At 44.0% G+C, this 21755-nt stretch carries 9 protein-coding genes and 1 pseudogene; 4 read left to right on the forward strand and 6 right to left on the reverse strand.

The window, feature by feature from the left end:
- Positions 1-253: 253 nt before the first annotated feature.
- Both B5F71_RS12805 and B5F71_RS12810 read right to left on the reverse strand, forming a co-directional pair.
- Positions 254-616 (reverse strand): VOC family protein, encoded by a 363-nt coding sequence (locus tag B5F71_RS12805; protein ID WP_162609945.1) that lies wholly within the window; start codon positions 614-616, stop codon positions 254-256.
- Positions 617-714: 98 nt separating this feature from the next.
- Positions 715-1516, reverse strand: a pseudogene (locus B5F71_RS12810) (helix-turn-helix domain-containing protein).
- A 413-nt stretch (positions 1517-1929) separates the two neighbouring features.
- On the opposite strand from B5F71_RS12810, the gene B5F71_RS12815 reads away from it, so the two are divergent.
- Positions 1930-2826, forward strand: coding sequence for an Rpn family recombination-promoting nuclease/putative transposase (locus B5F71_RS12815; protein ID WP_204247006.1), 897 nt, complete (start codon positions 1930-1932; stop codon positions 2824-2826).
- 198 nt (positions 2827-3024) lie between these two features.
- Here the strand turns inward: B5F71_RS12815 and B5F71_RS12820 are convergent, their stop codons facing one another.
- Positions 3025-4341 (reverse strand): NAD(P)-dependent oxidoreductase, encoded by a 1317-nt coding sequence (locus B5F71_RS12820; RefSeq protein WP_022040335.1) that lies wholly within the window; start codon positions 4339-4341, stop codon positions 3025-3027.
- A gap of 188 nt (positions 4342-4529) precedes the next feature.
- Complete coding sequence (locus B5F71_RS12825; RefSeq protein ID WP_013617806.1) at positions 4530-5435, reverse strand: nucleotidyltransferase; 906 nt, start codon at positions 5433-5435, stop codon at positions 4530-4532.
- A gap of 139 nt (positions 5436-5574) precedes the next feature.
- On the opposite strand from B5F71_RS12825, the gene B5F71_RS12830 reads away from it, so the two are divergent.
- Positions 5575-10176 (forward strand): translocation/assembly module TamB domain-containing protein, encoded by a 4602-nt coding sequence (locus B5F71_RS12830; protein ID WP_087210920.1) that lies wholly within the window; start codon positions 5575-5577, stop codon positions 10174-10176.
- Positions 10177-10203: 27 nt separating this feature from the next.
- Positions 10204-12528: a BamA/TamA family outer membrane protein gene (locus B5F71_RS12835; protein ID WP_087210923.1), complete on the forward strand. Its 2325-nt coding sequence runs from the start codon at positions 10204-10206 to the stop codon at positions 12526-12528.
- Between the two features lie 138 nt (positions 12529-12666).
- On the opposite strand, the gene B5F71_RS12840 is transcribed toward B5F71_RS12835, so the two are convergent.
- Both B5F71_RS12840 and B5F71_RS12845 read right to left on the reverse strand, forming a co-directional pair.
- Positions 12667-17100 carry a hybrid sensor histidine kinase/response regulator transcription factor gene (locus B5F71_RS12840; RefSeq protein WP_087210925.1) on the reverse strand — a complete coding sequence of 1478 codons (4434 nt, stop codon included), beginning with the start codon at positions 17098-17100 and terminating at the stop codon, positions 12667-12669.
- Between the two features lie 265 nt (positions 17101-17365).
- The gene (locus B5F71_RS12845; RefSeq protein WP_087210930.1) at positions 17366-20218 is read right to left on the reverse strand and encodes a TonB-dependent receptor; all 2853 of its coding nucleotides are present in this window, start codon (positions 20216-20218) and stop codon (positions 17366-17368) included.
- Positions 20219-20366: 148 nt separating this feature from the next.
- Here B5F71_RS12845 and aroB point away from each other — a divergent pair, with 148 nt between their 5' ends.
- The gene (aroB, locus tag B5F71_RS12850) at positions 20367-21428 is read left to right on the forward strand and encodes a 3-dehydroquinate synthase (protein WP_087210933.1); all 1062 of its coding nucleotides are present in this window, start codon (positions 20367-20369) and stop codon (positions 21426-21428) included.
- Positions 21429-21755 lie beyond the last annotated feature (327 nt).

Here is a 21755-nt window from a genome sequence, read left to right on the forward strand (position 1 = left end):
TCAGGAAGAAAATTAATGCCAGACCGAGAGAAAAACTCAATTTCTCGACTCCGGCTGAGGTCTTTTTCAAAAATATTTCGTAATGTTGCACTCGCTGGTTGACTCTGCCCAATAACTTACATGGTTTGTAAAATTTGAAATCCTCTAGAATCATTTTACAAAGGTAAGGCTTTTTGCCGTTTCTTATTGATTAGGGGCAAAAATATAGCTGCAAGTTATTGCATTTGCAGCTATATTTTTCCATCGGTACATATTAGTCGGTATAAAGTCCTATGCGATTATCCGCAGGGTCGGTGAATACGGCAAAATACCCTTTCCCTTCAGCCTGGATTTTTGTCTTAGGAATAGCAATACTTCCGCCCTGTTTCAATACTTGCTGGATAGCCCAGTCAATGTCTTCACAGTTAAAGTGAATTAAAACGCCATGCTCTGAGGGCTTGAAGTCAGGTGCATAGGATATGGCACCAACCGTTTGTCCGTCCTGTACAAAACAAGCCATTTTCTCATTGCTGTATTCGGCTACCATAAATTCCACCCCGAAGATTGCTTGATAAAAATTTACCGATTGGTAGAAGTCGGTAACGGGGATTTCAAAGAATGCGATTAAATTCTTCATGTTCTTTTTTCTTTTAGTTATTACTTTGCTTTGTCCTACGCTAAGACATTGCAAAATTACGATTACCATAAGGACGTGGATAGAAGAATACGGACATTCTACGGGTTAGAAAAATAATCAGATATGGGAGTGTAAACCGATAGATATGCTAAAGGTGTATATCCTGTAAACAGCTTAAATTCTCTTATCATGTGAGATTGGTCGGAGAAACCGCAACTATAAGCTACTTGCGCAAAATTGTATGGAGGATTTTGTTGCAGCAGGAACAAAGTCCGTTGCACTCTTATAATTCTCAGAAATTCTTTAGGCGAAGTCCCAATATATTCCGTAAAAATCCGTGTGAATTGTTTTGTGCTTAGGCAGGCAGTATTAGCCAATTTACAGACATCAAGGTATGGGTTAAGATTAATGTCTTGAATTACAGCAGAAAGTCTATCTATATTATAGTCTGAACATACAACTAAACGATGCAATAGAAATTGTTCTATCAAATTTATACAATGAATGTTGTTTCCAGTATCAGCTACTTTGTGGACAAGTTCGGTAAGTTCTCTATCTTCCACATCTTCTATCGCTATATTTTCTCCTTGAAAAAGGGATAATGGTTGCCGGAAAAACAGCTTTGCCGCATAAGGTTGAAACACAACAACAAGCATCTCTATATCTCCATCTGCGCAAATATCTGTATATCCTTTTTCTTGTCCACAAACGAAATATCGGGGCTGTATTTTATGATGGGTTTGTGAGAATAATCGCTTCTTTTTATGAAAAAAGCTGTATGCAACCTAATGGGAAAGTGCGTTCGGGTGCAGCATTTGCCATATCACTTTGTAATATCCAATAATGGCGAATGTAGCGATGCAATATTGGTGACGGTTGTATTATTTTGAATGATTGCATTGTAATAGTGTTTTAATGAACGAGCAAAAGTATAAGGAGTGTTTTGCTTCGGATAGAATAAAAGGGACATTTAGTGCAAGGTGCCAGTATATTTATATATAGCTTGTATCTTCCTATCGCTAAGAAAAACTTTTATAAATGTCCTTATGTTGCCAAATTGCTTGTAAGGACGCATCGCGGACATTCATTAAACTTTTTAAGAGAACAGTTCTGAAGCAACAATTTTCCCTTTTCCTACATGAACGATAAAATTAAAAACAACTGAATATCAATAAAATATAAAACTTAAATAATCTGATTTTGTCAAACAAAAGCCTCTGTTATTAAACAATTCAAATTAATAAAAGCTGCCTCCCGTTTGCCTTTCTCGAAATAAAGTTGTTTCTTTGCATATAAAGAAAAAGATGATCCTTATGGAAGAACAAAACAAATATATCCGCTTTGACTGGGCCATGAAACGGTTGCTTCGTGACAAAGCGAATTTTAGCGTGTTAGAAGGCCTGCTGACAACATTGCTTAATGAAAAGATAACTATAAACAAGTTATTGGAAAGCGAAAGCAATCAGGAGGACGAATATGATAAGCAGAACCGCGTGGATTTATTAGCGGAAAACGACAAAGGAGAACTGTTTATTATTGAAGTTCAGAACAATACGGAGTACGCCTATTTCCAACGTATGCTATTTGGAACTTCCAAATTAATCACCGAATATATCAATCGTGGACAGGGCTATGACCATATCCGGAAAATATACAGCGTGAACATTGTTTATTTCAATTTGGGAAATGGTACGGACGTAGTATATCATGGCAAAACTGAATTTAGAGGAATTCACAACGGAGAACTACTCAACCTGACTCCTTTCCAACGTCAGAAATTTAATGTCACTGCTGTAAGCGATCTTTATCCGGAGTATTACATACTGAAAGTAAACGATTTTAATAAATGGTCGAAAGTCCCTTTGGAACAATGGATTTATTTCCTCAACACAGGAGATATCCCTTCCGATGCCACTGCGCCCGGATTGAAAGAAGCCCGTGAGAAACTGCGGCTTGAACGCATGAGCAAGGCAGAACTGAATGCGTATTACCGCCATTTAGACAATGTGGTCATCTTACGTGATAACATTGTAACAGCAAGAGGCGAGGGACGTTTAGAAGGACGTGCTGAGGGGCGTGCCGAAGGAATAAATATTGGCGCGAAAAAAACGAAAGCTGGCATAGCTAAACAAATGAAAATGGATGGTATGCCAATGGAAATCATCATGAAATATACAGGATTTACTCAAGACGAAATCGAAAAACTATAAATCGCATAGCTGCCTTGTTTGTAAGATTATTAATCTTCATGCCGTAAGATTATTAATCTTCACGCTGTAAGATTATTAATCTTACAAACGGTGCAGCTATATGACAGAGAGAATAAAGCTTGCTTGTCATGTCGGCTGTGTAATCCGGCATGACCATTAAAATGCACAATTGCACACCGTTCAAAGTATAAACAGTTTCTACTCTATAGACAATAATTTCACGGCATCTACATATTGTGCAATGCCTGCTGCTACCTGTTTGGCAGCTTTCATGGCAAGTACTACGGTGTGCGGGCGGTGCACTACGTCACCTCCTGCAAATACGCCCCGGCGGGTAGTCATTCCGTATGGGCGCTCTTTCACGATAACATATCCAGTTTCGTCTACCTCTATGCCAGTAGTGGTTGATACGATGCGATTGGCAGGACGTGACCCGATGGCAAGCAGGACACAGTCGAATGGCAGGTCTTGGATACCTTCGGGAGTTTCTGCACGGATACCGGTCACTTTTCCATCTCCGTCCCCCAAAAACTCCTTGGTAGAGGTTTTCCACATGAATTTCACTCCTTCTTTCACAGCTTCCTGGTATTCGCTAGGAATGGCACTCATGTCAGCTTCGGTACGGTGATAGAGAACTGTTACACTTGAAGCTCCCATACGTACGGCGGTACGTGCAGCGTCCATAGCCACATTTCCACATCCAATGACCGCTACCCGATCGCCTTCATGCATCGGTACGGCATCACGACTCACAATGTTCTGGTTAAAAATAGTGACCATGTGCAACAGATAAGATGACTGGACGATGCCACGAAGTGTATTGCCCGGTACATTCAAGTCTTTGGGAAGTGCGGTACCAGTTCCGATGAAGATGGCATCGTATCCTTGTTGGAACAGTTGGTCGATAGTAATGTCTCTTCCTACCAGACAGTTCAGAATAAAATTTACCCCTAATGCTTCTATTTTTTGTATTTCTTTGGTTACTACTGCTTTGGGAAGGCGGTATTCGGGGATTCCATACATCAAGACTCCTCCCGCTTCGCTTTGTCCTTCGAAGATGGTGACGTTGAATCCTTGTCGTGCCAAATCACCCGCTACGGTAAGTCCGGCAGGTCCTGAGCCGATAACAGCAACTTTTCCTCGTGTTTTTTGCGGAAGTTTCTCCCGTATCAGATTCATTTCGGTATCGAAATCAGCAATGAAGCGTTCCAACTTACCGATTTGGATGCCTTTTCCTTTGGCATAGAGCACACAATGTCCCTGGCATTGTTTTTCATGTGGACATACACGTCCGCAGATAGCAGGCAGGTTGCTCTTTTCGTTGATGATGCGCATGGCATCACCCATATTCCCCATAGAGAGCTGATGGATGAAATCGGGGATGTCATTATCAATGGGACATCCTTTTTTGCAGGAAGGATTTTTACAGTTCAGGCATCGTTTTGCTTCGTCGATAGCTTCTTTGGTTGTGAAGCTTTCATTCACTTCACGAAAGGTTTCTTTTGCTTCGTTCATATAAATAATCTAATATTGTAAACTACGGTTTGCAAAATTATACTATTTATTTCTTATATTGCTATACAGTGTTTACATTTATGTACTGTTTAACATTTATTATATATGAATAAAATGCATACAAAACACCACAGAATACCCGGATGATAATAAAATCCGTGTAATCTGTGGTGAAAATAAGTGATTTATCAGAATAAGGGTGAAGGATATTCGCCGCTATCGGCAAGTGCCTTGAATTTGTCTACCACTCCCTGACGGTCGGCAGCATACGTTACGCCGAACCAGCGTGAAGTGGTGTCGAGTACTTTCACCTTGGCGGTACCTTCGTTGATGAGCTTGTTCACCATGAGCGGGATGTAGTATTCGGCTTTCGGCTTGTCGATATTTTCCTTCAGGAAATCTACGAAATAATCTTCCGAATACTTGAAATAATCGGGCGTGAATCCCCACATGTTCATCGATACCGGGGTGTTGTCGGCGATGCCCACCCATTTCCCGTCATCGTCCTTATAAGATACGGTGCCGTCGATGCGCATGATTTCGGTACGTTCTACTACGGTGGTCAAGTGTCCTTCCGCATCGGTCGAACAGATACCCCGTGCCACGGTTCCGCTTTCGCTTAATGTGTTTCCTACCCGGAAGCCTACCATACAATATTGGTTTTTCGCGCCTTCAGGAAGTTCGGACAGGTATTTGCCGATTACGGCGAAGCTGTCACGTCCATAGAAGTCATCGGCGTTGATAACGGCAAACGGTTCGCTGATAACGTCTTTACCCATCAGTACGGCGTGGTTGGTCCCCCAAGGCTTGGTACGTTCGGCTGGGCAAGTAAAGCCTTCCGGAAGTTTGTCGGTAGACTGGAATACGACTTCTACCGGGATGTGGTTTTCGTATTTGCTGATGATTTTGTCGCGAAAATCTTTTTCGAAATCTTTACGGATGACAAACACGAGTTTGCCGAATCCTCCACGGATTGCATCGTAAATGGAATAATCCATGATGGTTTCTCCGTTCGGACCCAGGCTGTCCAGTTGTTTAAGACCTCCGTAACGGCTTCCCATTCCGGCGGCAAGAACGAATAAAGTTGGTTTCATAGTGTATTGTTTTAGTTAATGTATGGTGCAAAGTTAAAGATTTTTCAGTCGGTTGATGTTATCAAATCAATCAAAAAACGATGCAATTCGGTTATTTTTGCTTATATTCGCATCTGCAAAAGCAATTGGTTGCATTTTTATGAAGAAAAACATTCGCCGGTTGGGGATTATTATAGCATCTCCGCTGATATTGTTTGTTGTGTTGTGTGTGTTGGTTTATCTGCCTCCCATACAGAATTTTCTGGTGAATACTGCCACCCGGTATGCATCGGAAGCTACGGGTATGCAGATTTCCATCGGAAGAATTTCGCTTTCTTTTCCACTCGATCTGGTGGTGCACCGTACACTTGTCATTAATACCGGCGACACCATACTATATGCCGACCGGCTAACTGCCCAGGTGCAGTTGCTCCCTTTATTTAAGAAAAAGGTGGAGTTGGACGGACTAGAATTGCGTAAAGCTTCGGTAAATACGGCAGGACTGATAGAAGGCATGACATTGAAAGGAGATTTGGGAAATCTGTTTATTGCTTCGCATGGAGTGGAGCTGAGCCCTGAAACTGCCATAATAGATGAGCTTACTCTGAAAGATACTCACTTGTCGATGTGTTTTGCCGATACCTCTGCTGCCGATACCACTGCTTCGGCACCGGTATACTGGAAGTTCCGCTTGCGCAAAATCGACTTTGAAGATGTTTCCTTTGCCATGCAAATGCCGCTTGATACACTTCGGATGGGAATAGCACTTGACCGACTTTCGTTGCGCGAAGGAGATGTTGACCTGCATCAGATGGCGTATGCGGCACGTACACTTTCGTTGGAAGGTGGAAAAGCTACGTTTGAGTCGGGTACACTCGCTCCCATTGAAAAGGGAATAGACCCTTCACACATCGTCCTGACTGAAATAAACCTGCGTATGGATTCGCTACGCTATGCAGGAAACGATATACATGCTATGATCCGGAATCTGAACCTGAAAGAACACTCTGGACTGGAAATCACTTCTGGCGAAGGGAGGCTGGTGTCGGATGCTCATACGCTGAATGTGCCTTCACTCCGCATCAAGACTCCTGATTCGGTTATAGAACTAAACGCTTCGATGGATTGGGATGCGATGGATACGGACAAAGAAGGAACGATACGGGCACGTCTGATGGCAGATATCGGTAAAAATGATTTGTTGAAAGTAGTGACGGACATGCCCGATGAATTTGTACGTCATTATCCATCGGTACCTCTGCAAGTACGTGCCGGAATAGATGGAAGTCTGAACAATTTGCGTCTTACAGCCTTATCGCTTACACTTCCGGGAGCCATACGTGCCGAAGCCAGCGGAGAAATGTTTTTTCCACTTGATAGTGTGCGGCGCGATGGTTTGTTGCATCTGGAGGCACAAACCGGGAACCTTGGTTTTCTGAAAGCTCTTACAGGGGAAAGTGTAGCTGTTCCTACGGGAATAAGTTTGGAAGGGACGGCTTCATTGACGGGAAATCAGCTTGCAGCCCAAATGAAACTGAATGATGGAGGACAGGGTAAAATAGTATTGGATGCAGGATATAACCTGATTTCGGACAGTTACAAAGCACGGATAGATATCGATAGCCTGAATTTGCACCGTTTCATGCCTCAAGACTCACTTTACGGCCTTTCTGCTACATTGCATGCGGAAGGAGCGGGCTTGGATTTCTTTTCCCCTCATACTCAAGCGAAGGCAGATGCTGAAGTATCTCATCTCCGTTATGGGCATAGGCTGTTTTCGGGATTGAAGCTCGAAGCCGACCTCCGTCAGTCGCAAGGCAATGTGGCACTCTTTGTGTCTGACCATGCCGTGGACGTTTCTGCCAGCCTTAATGCTTCGCTTCGTCCAAATGCCATTCAAGCAGACTTAGACGCACAGGTGAAACGGCTGGACCTGAAAGCTTTGTCGGTAACAGGAACCAAACTGACTCCATCACTTCACATCAAAGCTTATGCCCAGACCGATATGAAGAAAAGCCATCGTGTACGGTTATCGCTGACCAATATTGTTCTTGCTACGGAAGAAAATACGTTTCACACAAAAGACCTTCATGCCGGAGTGGAGATGGCTTCCGATTCTATCCGGAGTTATGTAAATGCAGGCGACCTGACTTTTCTTTTCCGTTCGCCTGACGGAGTGGAGCGCTTGGGGACCGGTGCTACAGCACTGATGAAGGAATTCGACCGTCAATGGAAAGCGCGTAAGCTGGACCAACGGGCATTGAAACTTCTCTTGCCCCGGGCAGAACTGAGAGTCTTTTCCGGTTCGGATAATCCGGTTGCAAACTTGCTTTCTGCCAATCATTTGCGGTATGACCGTTTTCGGGCAAAGATGACCGCTTCACCTTCCGACGGACTGAATGCCGAAATGAATCTTTATGGTTTACGTACCGATAGTCTGCGGCTGGACACCATATTTTTCGATGCCCGCCAAGATTCTACCCGCTTCTTGTTTCATAGTGGTGTAAAAGCATTGGCAAGCAAGCGTCAGGAAGCTTTTGATATCGGTATGGGAGGAAGTATTGACTCTGTCCGGGCTGGGCTTCGGATAATGTATTTGAATAATAAGCGTGAGAAAGGAGTCGACCTGGGATTGGAAGCCCGCCTGCATCCCGATGGAGTCAGCTTACATGTTTCTCCCGATACCCCCATATTAGTATACCGTCATTTCCAGGCAAATCCCGATAATTACATTTACCTTGCCGACAAAGGACGTATACATGCCGACTTGCGCTTGACGGACACGCTTCATACCGGCTTGTCGCTGACCTCTACACCCGATACCCTTGCGTTGCAAGACTTGACTTTGGCTCTGAACCGCATAGATATAGCCGAGTTTCGCAGAGTGGTGCCTTATATGCCCGATATTGCCGGACGAGTGAGTGCAGAAGTACATTATGTGCAGACGGAAGCAGATATGCAAGTTGCAGCCGAGATACAGGTAGAACGCCTGGCATATAACCGGCAATCTTTGGGCGACTGGGGAATGTCGGCGGTTTATTTGCCTCAGGAAAATGGAGCACACGGCATTGACGGTTTTATCACTATTGATGGGAAAGAGGCGGTGAACCTGGACGGGACTTATACAACCGCTCTTGACAAGCAGACAGAAGACAGAATCGATGCAAAGGTAAGCCTGCACCATTTTCCCTTACACATTGCCAATGCTTTCATCCCGGGGAAAATGGCTACACTTGCAGGTGACGTGGATGGAAGCGTAAATGTGAACGGTTCTACTTTAAAACCGGTTCTTGACGGAGAGTTTGCCTTGGATAGTGTACAGGTAGGAATCCCTCAGGCTTCACTGAACCTGCGCTTAGACAATCGTCCCCTCAGGATCAATCAGAACCGTTTGGAATTCAAACGCTTTAATATCTATACCGAGGGGGCTACACCGTTTACCATCGATGGCTATGTGGATGTAAATGATTTTGCTGCAATCGATGTCAATCTTCAGATGAATGCACGCAATTTCGAACTTATCAATGCCAAACGGACAAAAGAATCCTTAGTATATGGGAAGCTTTATGTCGATTTCGCTTCGATGGTAAAAGGGTCTCCCGAAAATCTGACAATGCGGGGAAATATGAACATCTTGGGGAACAGTGATTTTACATATATCCTGAAAGATTCTCCTCTTACCGTAGAAGACCGTTTGAGCGAAACGGTAACCTTCGTTGACTTCCGTGATACAGCACAGGTGGATTTGCGGACATTCAAACCAGTGTCGTTGGGAGGTATTGATGTATTGATGACCCTGCATATCGACGAGGCGGTACAGGCACGTGTAGACCTGAACGAAGACGGAAGCAACTATATGTTGCTGGAGGGGGGAGGTGACCTTTCCTTTCAATACCAGCCAGATGGAAATATGGTACTGAACGGACGTTATTCGTTGATGAGTGGAGAAATGAAGTATGAAATGCCCATTATTCCACTGAAGACATTCCACATACAGAGCGGAAGCTATATTGAGTGGACAGGCGACCTGATGAACCCTAATCTTAACATCAAAGCCTCGGAGCGGGTACGGGCTTCGGTGGCATCGGATGACAACAGTTCGAGAATGGTGAATTTTGATGTTGGGGTGCGCCTGACCAACCGGCTGGAAAACTTGGGATTTGCTTTTACCTTGGAAGCTCCCGAAGACGGGACAATGCAGAACGAACTGGCGGGGAAATCGGAAGAAGAGAAAAACAAGCTTGCTGTAACGATGCTGGTGACCGGTATGTATATGGGAGGCGGAAGCACGGGCAAGGGCTTTGATACGAACAGTATGCTGAATTCTTTCCTACAAAGCGAAATCAATAAAGTGGCAGGTAGTGCGCTGAAAACCATTGACATCAATTTCGGTATGGAAACCACCGAGCAAGGAAGCGGAGCTTCACGAACAGACTATAACTTCCAGTTTGCCAAACGTTTTTGGAACAACCGCTTCCAAGTGGTGATAGGTGGGAAGATTTCGACAGGTAATGATGCCCAGCAACAGGAAGAATCGTTTATCGACAATATCTCGCTGGAATACAGACTGGACAATAGCGGCACGCGCTATATCAAGATTTTCCACGATAAAAACTACGAAAGCATACTTGATGGTGAAGTGATTGAAACGGGAGTAGGTGTTGTATTGAGAAAAAAAGTAAGTAAGCTGGGCGAACTTTTTATCTTCCGTTCGCGTAAAAAAAACAAACCTACCAATGAAGGTATAAGCGAAGGGCAATGAAGGTATATTAATAAGGTATAGAAGCTAATGAAAAGACTGGACGCATATATATTCGTTTTGCTCGGGATGCTGGCAGGGTTGTCATCATGCTCTACCACCAAGCATTTGCCCGAAGGAGAAACCCTCTATCTGGGACTGAAAAATATCACAATCCAGAATGAAGATGAAACCAAAGCCGGACAGACGGCATTAGACGAAGTGATGGGAGCCATCAGCATTGCTCCCAACAATGCTATCGTGACCTATCCGAATGTGCGGTTTCCTATTCCTTTCGGACTATGGATGTATAATCGCTTTGAACGATATGAAAAAGGTTTCGGCAGGTGGATATTCAAGCATCTGGCTGCCGACCCCGTTCTGCTATCGGAAGTGAATCCGGATACCCGTGCCAAAGTGGCGGGCAACTTGCTTCGTGATTATGGCTTCTTCGATGGGCATGTCACATGGAAAATAGACAGCACCAAAAACGAACGTGCCGTAAAATTGAGTTATGATATTGATATGGGGCGTCCGTACCGGATAGATACATTGCTATACGAAGGTTTTGCTCCCCGAACCGACAGTCTGATTCATGCCCGTTCATCGGAGCGACTGGTACATACCGATGATTATTTTAATGTCAATACCCTGAATGCAGAACGTCAACGGGTGGTAGATTTGTTGCGCAACCACGGATATTATTATGCACGTACCGATTTCCTGACATTTCTAGCCGACACCCTGATGCGTCCCGGCTATGTGATGCTGAAGATGGTTCCTGCTGCCAATCTTCCGAAAGAAGCCTTAAAAACCTATCATATCGGGAAGACAGCTGTTTATTTGACAGGATACAACGGAGAACCTCCTGTTGACTCAATGAAATTGCGTGACTTTACAGTGTTTTATGCTGGAGACAAGCCAGGATTGCGCTTCGATGTATTGCGTAAGCGTTTTCTTTATCGGAAAGGAGAACTTTATTCACAGACACGTCAAGATTATACCCAGGAAGCACTTTCACGATTGGGAGTGTTTAAGTTCAACGAGATGCAATACTTGCCTCGTTCCGGTGAAGATACGCTTGATGTACGGGTAAATGCCATGTTCGATTTGCCTTACGATAGTGAATTGGAATTGAATGTCACGACCAAGAGTACAAAGCAGACTGGTCCGGGAGCTATATTCAAACTTACGAAAAAGAACTTCCTGAGGATGGGGGCTTCGCTGAATCTGGAACTGAAAGGTTCGTACGAATGGCAGACCAGTTCGACGGTAGACGGTGACAAGTCGGTTATGAATTCGTATGAACTGGGTGCTGCGCTTTCACTTGATTTTCCGCGCATTGTCATTCCTTGGGTACGCAACCGGATAGATCCGTTCCGTTTCCCTTCCGAAACCCATTTCCGCATCTATGCAGAGCAGGTGAACCGTGCCCGTTATTTCAAAATGCTTTCTTTTGGCGGAAGTATATCTTATAGCTTTCAGAAATCACGAAGCATGAAACATACCGTCACACCGGTTCATCTTGCTTTCAATCACTTGCAACGCCGTACGGCTACATTCGATTCGATTGCTTTGGCAAACCCAATGCTCTTTCATAGTTTGGACGACCAGTTCATCCCTTCCATTTCGTATACTTTTACTTATGATGATTCGTGGCGTCAACGCCGTTGGCGGATATGGTGGGAGAACTCGTTCACTTCGGCAGGAAATATCACGTCGGCTATTTATGCTGCTTTCGGAAGAGGATTCAAAGAAAAAGAAAAGAAATTTTTAGGAACCCCTTTTGCCCAATTCCTGAAATTTACCAGTGAGATACGCCCGTTGTTTTACATCAATGAAAAACAGCAGCTGGCAGGACGGTTGATGGCAGGTGTGATTTGGGCATATGGCAATAAGACTATTGCACCTTACAATGAGCAGTTTTACGTGGGAGGTGCCAATAGCATCCGTGCCTTTACGGTACGTTCGTTGGGTCCGGGACGTTTTCATCCGGCAGATAATGCTGCCTATTCGTATGTAGATGAAACAGGTGACATCAAACTGGAAGCAAACCTGGAGTATCGGTTCAGGCTTTTCTCGAATATGTTTGGTGGAAATCTTAACGGGGCAGTCTTTCTTGATGCAGGCAATGTGTGGCTGATGCGGAAAGATGAGGCTCGTCCCGGTGCGGAATTCACTTTCAAACATTTTTTCGATAATATAGCTGTAGGTACTGGTGTGGGTATCCGTTATGATTTGTCTTTTCTTGTCCTTCGTCTGGATTGGGGAATTGCTCTCCACGTGCCTTATGAAACCGGACGTTCTGGGTATTATAACATTCCCCGGTTCAAGGACGGACAAGGTCTGCATTTTGCTATTGGTTATCCGTTCTGAATTTTCCCCATAGCGAGTACAGACATGCTGGTCTGTTTTTTATGAATTCCACAAAAATGCGGATATTCATTCTATTTACTGAATATCCGCAAACATCCCATGTAGGGGCGTATTGGACAAAATGTGAATATTCATTTTCTATTTTTTCCGCGCTTTCTCCTTGTATTCTGTAGGTGTCATTCCAAAACGTTGTTTAAAGCATTTGCTGAAATAGCGTGGGTCGTTGATACCTACCATATAGGCAATTTGGGTCATATTGAACTCGCCCGATTCTATCAGTTGTGCAGCACGTTTTACGCGCATTTCTTTGATGAATTCGATTGGGGCAAATCCAGTAAGCGATTTCAGTTTCTTAAAGAAAACCGAGCGGCTTACCGCCATTTCTTTCACCAGGTCGTCCACTATCAGATCACCATTATCCAGATTTTTCTCCATAAATTCCGTCAAGTGGTCCATAAAGAGTTTGTCTTGTGGTGAAATAGAATTTTGCACTTCTTTTTCCACTTTTGCTTCCTCTTCTGTAGCCGGAGCATTGGTGTTCATCAGGTGTTCGCTATAGAATTGGCGCAGCCGTTTGCGGCGCATGAGCAGATTGTCTACACGTGCTTTCAGATATACGGCACTGAAGGGTTTGGTGATATAGCTGTCTACGCCCAGTTCCATACTTTGCAATTTGCTGTCCATGTCGGTCTTGGCAGTCAGTAAAACGATAGGTATGTGACTGGTTGACATGTCACTTTTCAATTCTTTCGTCAGTGTTATACCGTCTTTTTCGGGCATCATGATGTCGCTGATGATGATGTCGGGGATATATTTGCGGGCTTTTTCTACACCTTCTGTACCATTTGATGCTTCGATGGTTTGAAATTCTTCATTAAAAATGTTACGTAAGAAGAAACGTAGTTCCAGGTTATCTTCTACCAGCAACATTGTTTTTCGGTCGGTAATTGTTCCGGATAAAGTATTTTCAACTTGAGGTTCTTGTTTTATTTCCGGCAAATTGCTTTCGGATGATAGCTCTACATTGTCCGAAACAATAAATTCCACTTGTTCACCGAAATGCTCTTTGCCTTTCTGGAATTCTATAGTAAAGCAGCTCCCTTCTCCTTCCTTACTGTCTACGTGGATGTCGGCATGATGTAGGTCTGCCAGTTCTTTGGCAAGCGACAGGCCTATTCCCGTACTGTTTCCCATCAGATGTTTATCCAGTAAAGCCTCGAAACGTACGAATAAAGATTTCTTCATGCTTTCAGGAATACCGATTCCTTGGTCTTGCACGCCTATTGCTATGCTCTTTTCATTTTCATGTATAAAGACTTTAATACTTTTGCCTTGTGGAGTATATTTAAATGCATTTGAGAGTAGGTTGAAGATAATTTTTTCTACTTTGTCTACATCTACCCATAGCTTCAACGAAGGTTGTTCGCTTTCGAAGATGAAATCTATTTTGTTTGATTCGGCCAGCGATTCGAAGTTTTCCATGATTTTACGGACAAAAGGAACGATATCCACCTGCTCTACACAGAGCTTCATCTTGTTGTTCTGTATTTTGCGGAAATCCAGAATCTGGTTCACCAGGCGTAGCATACGGTGGGTATTCCGCTCTACAACTTGTAGCTGCTCCCTCACTTCATGTGTCAGGTCGTTGCGTTTTAAAATATAGCTTAGCGGACCTTCTATCAAAGTGAGTGGGGTACGTAATTCGTGTGAAATGTTGGTGAAGAAGCGCAGTTTGATATCTGTAACCTGTTGTTCTACAGAAACTTCATGTTTCAGGCGGTAGATAATGAATAAAATATAAGCTCCACCAAGCAATATGCCGAGAAAAACGATGACATAAAGTCCGTAAGCGATAGGGGTTTCCCAGAAAGCAGGCTGGACAGTTATAGGCAAATGCCGTTCGTTGTTTACCCATATACCTGCTCCGTTGGTAGAACGGATGCGGAAAGTATATTCCCCCTGAGGTAAGTTTGTATAGGTAGCCGTACGCTGTTTGCCTACATAGTTCCATTCTTCATCGAATCCCTCCAGCATATAAGCATATTTGATATTTTCCGGGAAGTTCATGTCAAGTGCTGCAAATGAGAGAGCTATGGTGTTTTTGGTGTGGGGAAGTACAAGACTGCCCAGACTGTTCAGAGACTCTGACAGTACCGTCCCGGCTTTAGGCATGATGTTTTCATTGGCTATTTTCAGGCCGGCAAAGATAATTTCGGGCACATAATTGTTGGTCTTTACTTCTTCCGGGCGATATACAAGCACTCCGCGGTTCGACCCAAAGAGTAGTCTTCCATCGGTGAGTACCATGGCCGTATTTTCCTCAAAGGCCAATTCTTCTCCCAGTTCGCGTCGCAGAAAATTGTCGAAACGATGTTTATGAGTATCCATGCGGCTCAGTCCGCTTTCTGTACCTATCCATATATTTCCTTTTTCGTCTTCGGCAAGTGATACCAGTACATCGGTGGGTAGGCCGCTGGTAGTATTGTAAGATGAGAAACGTGCTTTGCCTTTATGGTCTATGTCTTTCAATTTATTCAAGCCACCGCCGAATGTAGCAAAGAACAAATGTTTTTTTCCAGTAAGCAGAATATCATATATATCGTTGTTGCTTAAACTCTCAGGGTCGCCCGGAGTACGTGCATGCAGATGAAAGCTGATGGCTTCTGGGCGGGTGAAGTCTTCATCGAAAGAAAGAAGTCCATTCGATGTAGCAATCCACATTGTACCGTTGGCATCGCGTTGCAAGGCACGTGCTTTGTAACAACGTTCCATTGGATATGATTTCAGGTTGTTACGAAAGTTAATGAAACGATAGCTTCCGTCTGCCTGAGGTTCCATGCAGTTGATACCTCCCCCAAATGTAGCTATCCACAGACGTCCTTTTCCGTCTTCGCAGATATCATAAGCACTATTGTGGCTCAAGCTATAAATGTCGTTGGCATCATACGTATAATGAGTCGGACGATAAGATTTATTTCCTTCCTGTGGTTCGAGACGGATAATGCCACCACCTTTTGAGGCTATCCAGACGGTGCCATGCGAGTCTTCCATGATGCGGTAGGCTGGGGTGATAAACGGAGTGCCCGATGAAGAGATACGTCCATCAGCGGTAAGGTAGCCTAAAGGAGCCATATCGGTGTTGAAGATGGTAATTTTCCCGTCCCGTGTACCTATCCAGATACGTTTTTGTGAATCTTCGCACAAGGCACGCACTTGATTGGCGTGAGTGTCGTAATGACATGCCAAGGGTTTGTATAGGCGGAATTCATTATCGAAGAACGAAACTTTTTCCAGTCCTTTCGAATGGGTACCTAGCCACAGATTCCCCTGGCGGTCGGTCATCATGGCATGCAATTTATTTGAGAAGCGCCATTCACTGCTTCCGGCTTCATCGTAAAAAGGCAATAGCCTGCCTGAGTCACGATCGAACCAGGACAATCCTCCGCCTACAGGATGTACCCATAAGTTTCCGTCCCGGTTTTCGCAGATAGAGAATACAGGTATCGAGCGGTCGGCCGGGTCTTTTTCTACTTTTATCTGTTCTACTTTCAGTTGTTTTTCGTCTGGGTTCAAGTGGCATACACACCCCGAACGGTCTACACCTGCCCATATTTCGTCATGACTGTCTACGTAGATCGAGATGATGGGTGAACTGGCAAAGTCAAATCCTTGCTCTGCTCCATAAAAATGTATGGATTCTGTCTGTGTATCAGTTATCAGGATGCCTTGCTTGGGGGCTGCGAATACCATACGTCCGTCTTTTAGCTGGCGGATGGCGATAATGTTGTCTTGTATGGGAAGTTCTTTCAATGTGAATATGTCATTGTTTGTATTGTATATCCATACACGTCCTTGCCGTGAGGTGAACCACAACATTCCTTCTACTTCCAGTACATCGAAAAACGGTTGTTCCTGCTGTCTTTTCCGGGGATGGGTATCGGCAAAATAACTTGTTTCTTTCCCATCAGGGTCTATACGGAGCAAACCGTTTTCGCTAAGCAGCCATTCTCTTCCTTTGCTATCCAAATGTATGTTGTAGATGCGTGTGCCCTTTTCCCCACATGCGCTCGAAAGGTAAGTTTTTTGTCCTTCCTTCTGCTGTGAGGTTGCAGGTGTAATACGTATGCCTCCATCGTTTCCGGCAAGCAACCATACCGTTCCGTTTTTCAAGGTTACAATGTTGGTTATTACAAGATTGCTTTCCGGTTCCTGAGATAAAATTTCGTCAAAGGTTTCCCGACGTTTGTCAAAGCGAAATACATGTCCGTCGTAGGCGATGCACCATATATTACCTCTGGCGTCTACATATAGGTAATCAATGCGATTGGATGCCCATTCCACTTCATTGCTTTTGCGTGCTTTGTAAACTTGGAAGTCATACCCGTCGAAGCGGTTGATTCCATCCCATGTCGCAAACCATAACATGCCGTCATGGTCTTGTACCATAGCCATTACGGTGTTTTCCGAAAGTCCGTTCTCTTGCGAATAATGTGTGAATGTGCAGTTCAGTTGCGCCCGGACAGGAAGGAATGTCAGCAGAGATAAAAATATGTAGCAGAAGATTGTTTTCATGGTTCTTGGTTGATAAAGTAAGCAAATGTAAGCAATATTTTGATACGAGCCAAACAGATACCGGAATAATCCGTTCGATATCCGGTAAGACTTGTATAAGACTTGTATAGTCAGGTTAAAAAAATGGTTTTATGTCAGCATGTCTTGGCTCTATGCAAAAAGAAGGCTCACAGGTGTTCTGTCGGCGACGCTGTGAGCCTTTTCTTGGATGTGAATGATAGCGGTGAGTATAATAAAGTATAAGTGCCCGTTTGTTGATCGTTTTTTAGAACCGGCGAGGTCCGTGCGGACCATGTCCTCCACGGAAACCGGGACCACCCATTTGTCCTTGTTTGCCTCCAAAGAGGTTCAGTCGGTAGATGAAGTGTACCATACAGTAGCTGTAGATAGCGTTGTATTCGGTATCTTGTCGCATGGCTGCACTGATAGTACGGCTGATGTTGCTTTGATTTTTCAGAATGTCATAGAACTGAATGCTTACTGTAGCTGCATTGCCTTTTAGGAAATCTTGAGCTATCTGTGCATTCCATATCAGTTCGTCTCGGTTCATGCTGGCATCGGTGTATCCACGACGTGAATTTTGAGAAATATCAGTCGATATAGTCATGTTCCAAGGCAGGCGCACGTTGGTACTGGCTCCGTACGAAAATTGGTAAGTATCCATATTGTTCGATGTTTGGTAACTGTTGCGCGAATGGGTATAATCCAGTGAACCGTTGAGTGATAACTCCCACCAGTCATTTCGGAACGTTCCGCGTAAACGTTCGCCTAATGACAGTCGTTTGGTAGTGTTCTTATCGGCATCAGTTGTGGTCTGGTTATCACTGATATAGCTCACCATATTTTGGTAATTGGCACGTGTAAAGGTGTTGATGGTAAAACGTTTGTCACGTAAGGCAATGTTACTTCCCACAATGCCGAATAAGTTCCAGTTTCCGTTGATATTTTCAGGCATGGTGGTGTATCCTCCTGTTTCAGAGTTATAAATACGTCGGTTGCTGATGTCGTTTAGTACGTTTTGGAAACTGAAGAACGAGAACATACCACGCTGGGTTTCGGTTTTGAATATGTTGTATTCCACGCGCAAATGGTTGGTGAAAGTTGGCTTCAGTCCCGGATTTCCTACCGTTACATTCAGAGGGTCGGTATTATCCGAAATCGGAAGCAAATCTATCATATCAGGTTGTGAACTTCTTCCACGGTAGCGGATACGCAACTGGCTGGTTTTGGAGAAGCGGTAGCGGAAGTCTAGGGTCGGTGTGAAGTTGAACACGTTCCGTACAGTATCTACTTGATAGTCGCCTTGCGAATAACTAAGTGTAGAGCGTTGGGGTTGGAAGGACATACCGATATTGAAACGCATCTTTTCGCGTATCCAACGGAATGAAACATCTACCTGGTGATTGTAATAATTATAGGTGGCATTCTTACTTAAGTCGGTATTGAGTGTTCCTCCGGAAGTGTTGCCGTCAAGGGTCCACTCTTCGGGCATGTCGTAAGTAGAACGGTCGGTGGTAGAGTGGCTATACTGGAAGTTGTATCCGAATTGTAAAAACCCACCTTTGAATATAGGTTCGCTATAGGTCAGCCGCGCATTGTATTCACTGTTTTTGGTGGGAGTATTGATATACCGGTTTAAACGTTCGAATCGTTCTTCATCCGTTTGTTGGAAATATTCGGTTTCTGAAAGTGAAAATTGTTCGCTGCTGCTATTCGTATAGTTGTATCTGCCGCGGAAGGTGATGTTGCGTCCTTCGCTGTTCAGTCTGCGGTTGATAATCACCGAACCTCCGGCAGTAATATCATCACTCTTGCTCAACGAGTTTTTCAACACGCTATTGACAATGTTGGCTTCGGGAACCAGTGAGGTAATATCATCGGTGTTGAACAGTTCATCTGTAGAATATACAGGGTCTTGGTCGAAAGTGTATGAATTCTGTCCGTTGCTGTTGTCAGTTTTTCCATAACGGATACGTGGCCGGAATATCAGCGTGGTCATTGTGTCCGGACGCCATTCCATGAAAGCATCTGCTGTCAGATTGGTCGTTTTATTGCGTGTATGGTCCATAGCATTCTTGAACGAACTGCTTTCGGTGGAAACGAATGTCTCAGACGACTGTTTGCTGATTTGGTCAGCATCTTTGTAATTGAAGTTTATACTTCCTTCCGATTTGAACTTGTCGTTTTCGGTAGCAAAGTTCGCTCCCAGCATTTTCACAGCTGTCAGGCCGTTTTCCTGACGGCGGAAACCGCCACCTCCACCGGGAAAACTATTATCATTTACGTTGTTTGCCGAACCTATAACGGTGAATTGTTTTTTGTCTTTGAAGTAGTTGGCAAGCAGTTTGGCACTATATCGGTCTTCTGTACCGTACGCTCCGTCTACGTTCCCGAAAAATCCGTGGTTCATACCCGGCTTTACGCTTAGGTCAAGCACGGTTTCCTCTTCACCATCCTCAATACCTGTCACACGTGCCATATCTGATTGTTTGTCGTATGCCCGTACTTTGTCGATGATGTTGACTGGAAGGTTTTTCATGGCGATATTAGGGTCATCTGCAAAAAACTCTTTTCCGTCAATCATGATTTTCGTAATTTCTTTGCCATTGATGGTGATTTTTCCATTTTCGTCCACTTCTGCCCCGGGAAGTTTTTTTACCAGTTCTTCCAGGGCAGAGCCTTCAGGTACGCGGTATGCCGAACTGTTGTACACCAGTGTATCTGCTACTGCGGTTACTTCGGGAGCCTGGGCTACTACGGTTGCCGCTTCCAACATTACGGCATCCATGTGCATTTTTACCGTTCCGATATTCAGATTTGGTTTGGATTTTGTAATAGACACCCTTCTTACATCAGATGTATAGCCTATAAATGATATTTTCAATGCATAATTTCCCGGACGTACATTGATCGAGAACCGTCCGTTCAAATCGGTTGATTGACCAGTCACCATTGTGCTGTCTGGTAATGATAACACTTGTACTGTAGCTTCCATTACCGGTGATTGGTCATCTGCATCAATTACACGTCCTGAAATCTTTCCTAATCTACTGTTGCCTTGTGCAAAGGTTGCTGTTCCTGCGAACATCAGTAGTAACCCCATAACCCACGTTTTCATTGTCTTCTTTTAATTAATGTCTAAATGTTTGTCGCCTGTTTGACAGAAAAAGCAAGATAAGGTTTAATCTTTCATCCTGAATATTTGTTAATGCTTTCGTCTTGCTGCTAACTTTTTTCTATTTTTGCCCCCAAATAAACAAATAATTATGAGTATGCAGGAAGTAGTAATTTGCAATCAGTTGGAAAATGATTTAAAGAAAGCGGTAACGAAAAGTGAACACGACAAAGTGTTTGTCTTGACAGATGAACACACACATGTCTTTTGTTTTCCGATTATCTGTAGGTTTCCTTTCTTGAAAAATGCCGTTGAAATTTGTATAGGGGTAGAGGATGTGCACAAAAACCTGGAAACATTGGCGTATGTGTGGACGCAATTGAGTTTGAAAGGGGCTACACGTCGTTCGCTGATGATAAATTTAGGCGGAGGTATGGTAACCGATTTAGGAGGTTTTGCAGCTGCTACTTTTAAGCGGGGTATTTCGATGATTAATATTCCGACCACATTGTTGGGGATGGTAGATGCATCTGTGGGAGGAAAGACTGGCATAAATTTCAATGGGCTGAAGAATGAAATCGGCGCATTTGCCCCAGCCGAATCTGTATTGATAGACTGCGGATTTCTGAAATCGCTTGACCGGGAAAATCTGCTTTCTGGTTATGCGGAGATGTTGAAACATGGGCTAATCAGTAACGCCTGCCACTGGAGCGAACTGGTTGGTTTTGATTTGAACCGGATTGATTACGGGTGCCTACAAAGATTGGTAGGTAAGTCCATTGAGGTGAAAGAGCAGATTGTAAGACAAGACCCATTTGAAAAAGGTATCCGTAAAGCGTTAAATTTCGGGCATACGGTAGGACATGCTTTCGAAAGTCTTGCTTTGGAAAATGGTCGTCCTATTTTGCACGGTTATGCTGTAGCGGCTGGGATGGTATGCGAACTGTATTATTCTCACTTACGTATGGGATTCCCCAAGGAAAAACTTCGTCAGACTTTGCAATTTATTAAAGAAAATTATGGCCGTGTGGCTTTCACCTGCGAGGATTATGAGCGTTTGTATGCTTTTATGTGTCATGATAAGAAAAACAGTGCTGAAGGAAAGGTTAACTTTACACTAATCAGCGAAGTAGGTGATATTCATATCAACCAGACTGCCACTCAAGATGATATTTATGATATGCTTGATTTTTATTCAGAAACGATGGGATAACAGAATTGTAGTAGAGAAACAATGAAAAACACGCTCATAGTTTAGCTATTATCTTGGTTCATAACCCCCATCCGCAGACGGTTTGGTTTTATGCCCTCCATACCGGGGATATACATCCCCTCATTGGAGGACATAGAATGAAGTAGCCCTAATAGAATTATATACAACATTAATTCCGCTAACGGGTATTACCTGATATTCATATAAATTTAAATAGCCTCCCACCGTCAAGTTAGAAGTGCAACTCCGCCACCGCCTTCCTCCGTCCTTGGAGCGTAGCGGAAAGGGCGGAGGAAGGCGGTGGAAGCCCGGAATCAGGGTCATCCG

The sequence above is a fragment of the Bacteroides sp. An269 genome, from assembly GCF_002159755.1.
Taxonomy (GTDB): Bacteria; Bacteroidota; Bacteroidia; order Bacteroidales; family Bacteroidaceae; genus Phocaeicola; species Phocaeicola intestinalis.

Bases quoted from the DNA above. Each gene is read 5' to 3' on its own strand.
- B5F71_RS12805 (WP_162609945.1), bottom strand. From the start codon at position 616: ATGAAGAATTTAATCGCATTCTTTGAAATCCCCGTTACCGACTTCTAC.
- B5F71_RS12815 (WP_204247006.1), top strand. From the start codon at position 1,930: ATGGAAGAACAAAACAAATATATCCGCTTTGACTGGGCCATGAAACGG.
- B5F71_RS12820 (WP_022040335.1), bottom strand. From the start codon at position 4,341: ATGAACGAAGCAAAAGAAACCTTTCGTGAAGTGAATGAAAGCTTCACA.
- B5F71_RS12825 (WP_013617806.1), bottom strand. From the start codon at position 5,435: ATGAAACCAACTTTATTCGTTCTTGCCGCCGGAATGGGAAGCCGTTAC.
- B5F71_RS12830 (WP_087210920.1), top strand. From the start codon at position 5,575: ATGAAGAAAAACATTCGCCGGTTGGGGATTATTATAGCATCTCCGCTG.
- B5F71_RS12835 (WP_087210923.1), top strand. From the start codon at position 10,204: ATGAAAAGACTGGACGCATATATATTCGTTTTGCTCGGGATGCTGGCA.
- B5F71_RS12840 (WP_087210925.1), bottom strand. From the start codon at position 17,100: ATGAAAACAATCTTCTGCTACATATTTTTATCTCTGCTGACATTCCTT.
- B5F71_RS12845 (WP_087210930.1), bottom strand. From the start codon at position 20,218: ATGAAAACGTGGGTTATGGGGTTACTACTGATGTTCGCAGGAACAGCA.
- aroB (WP_087210933.1), top strand. From the start codon at position 20,367: ATGAGTATGCAGGAAGTAGTAATTTGCAATCAGTTGGAAAATGATTTA.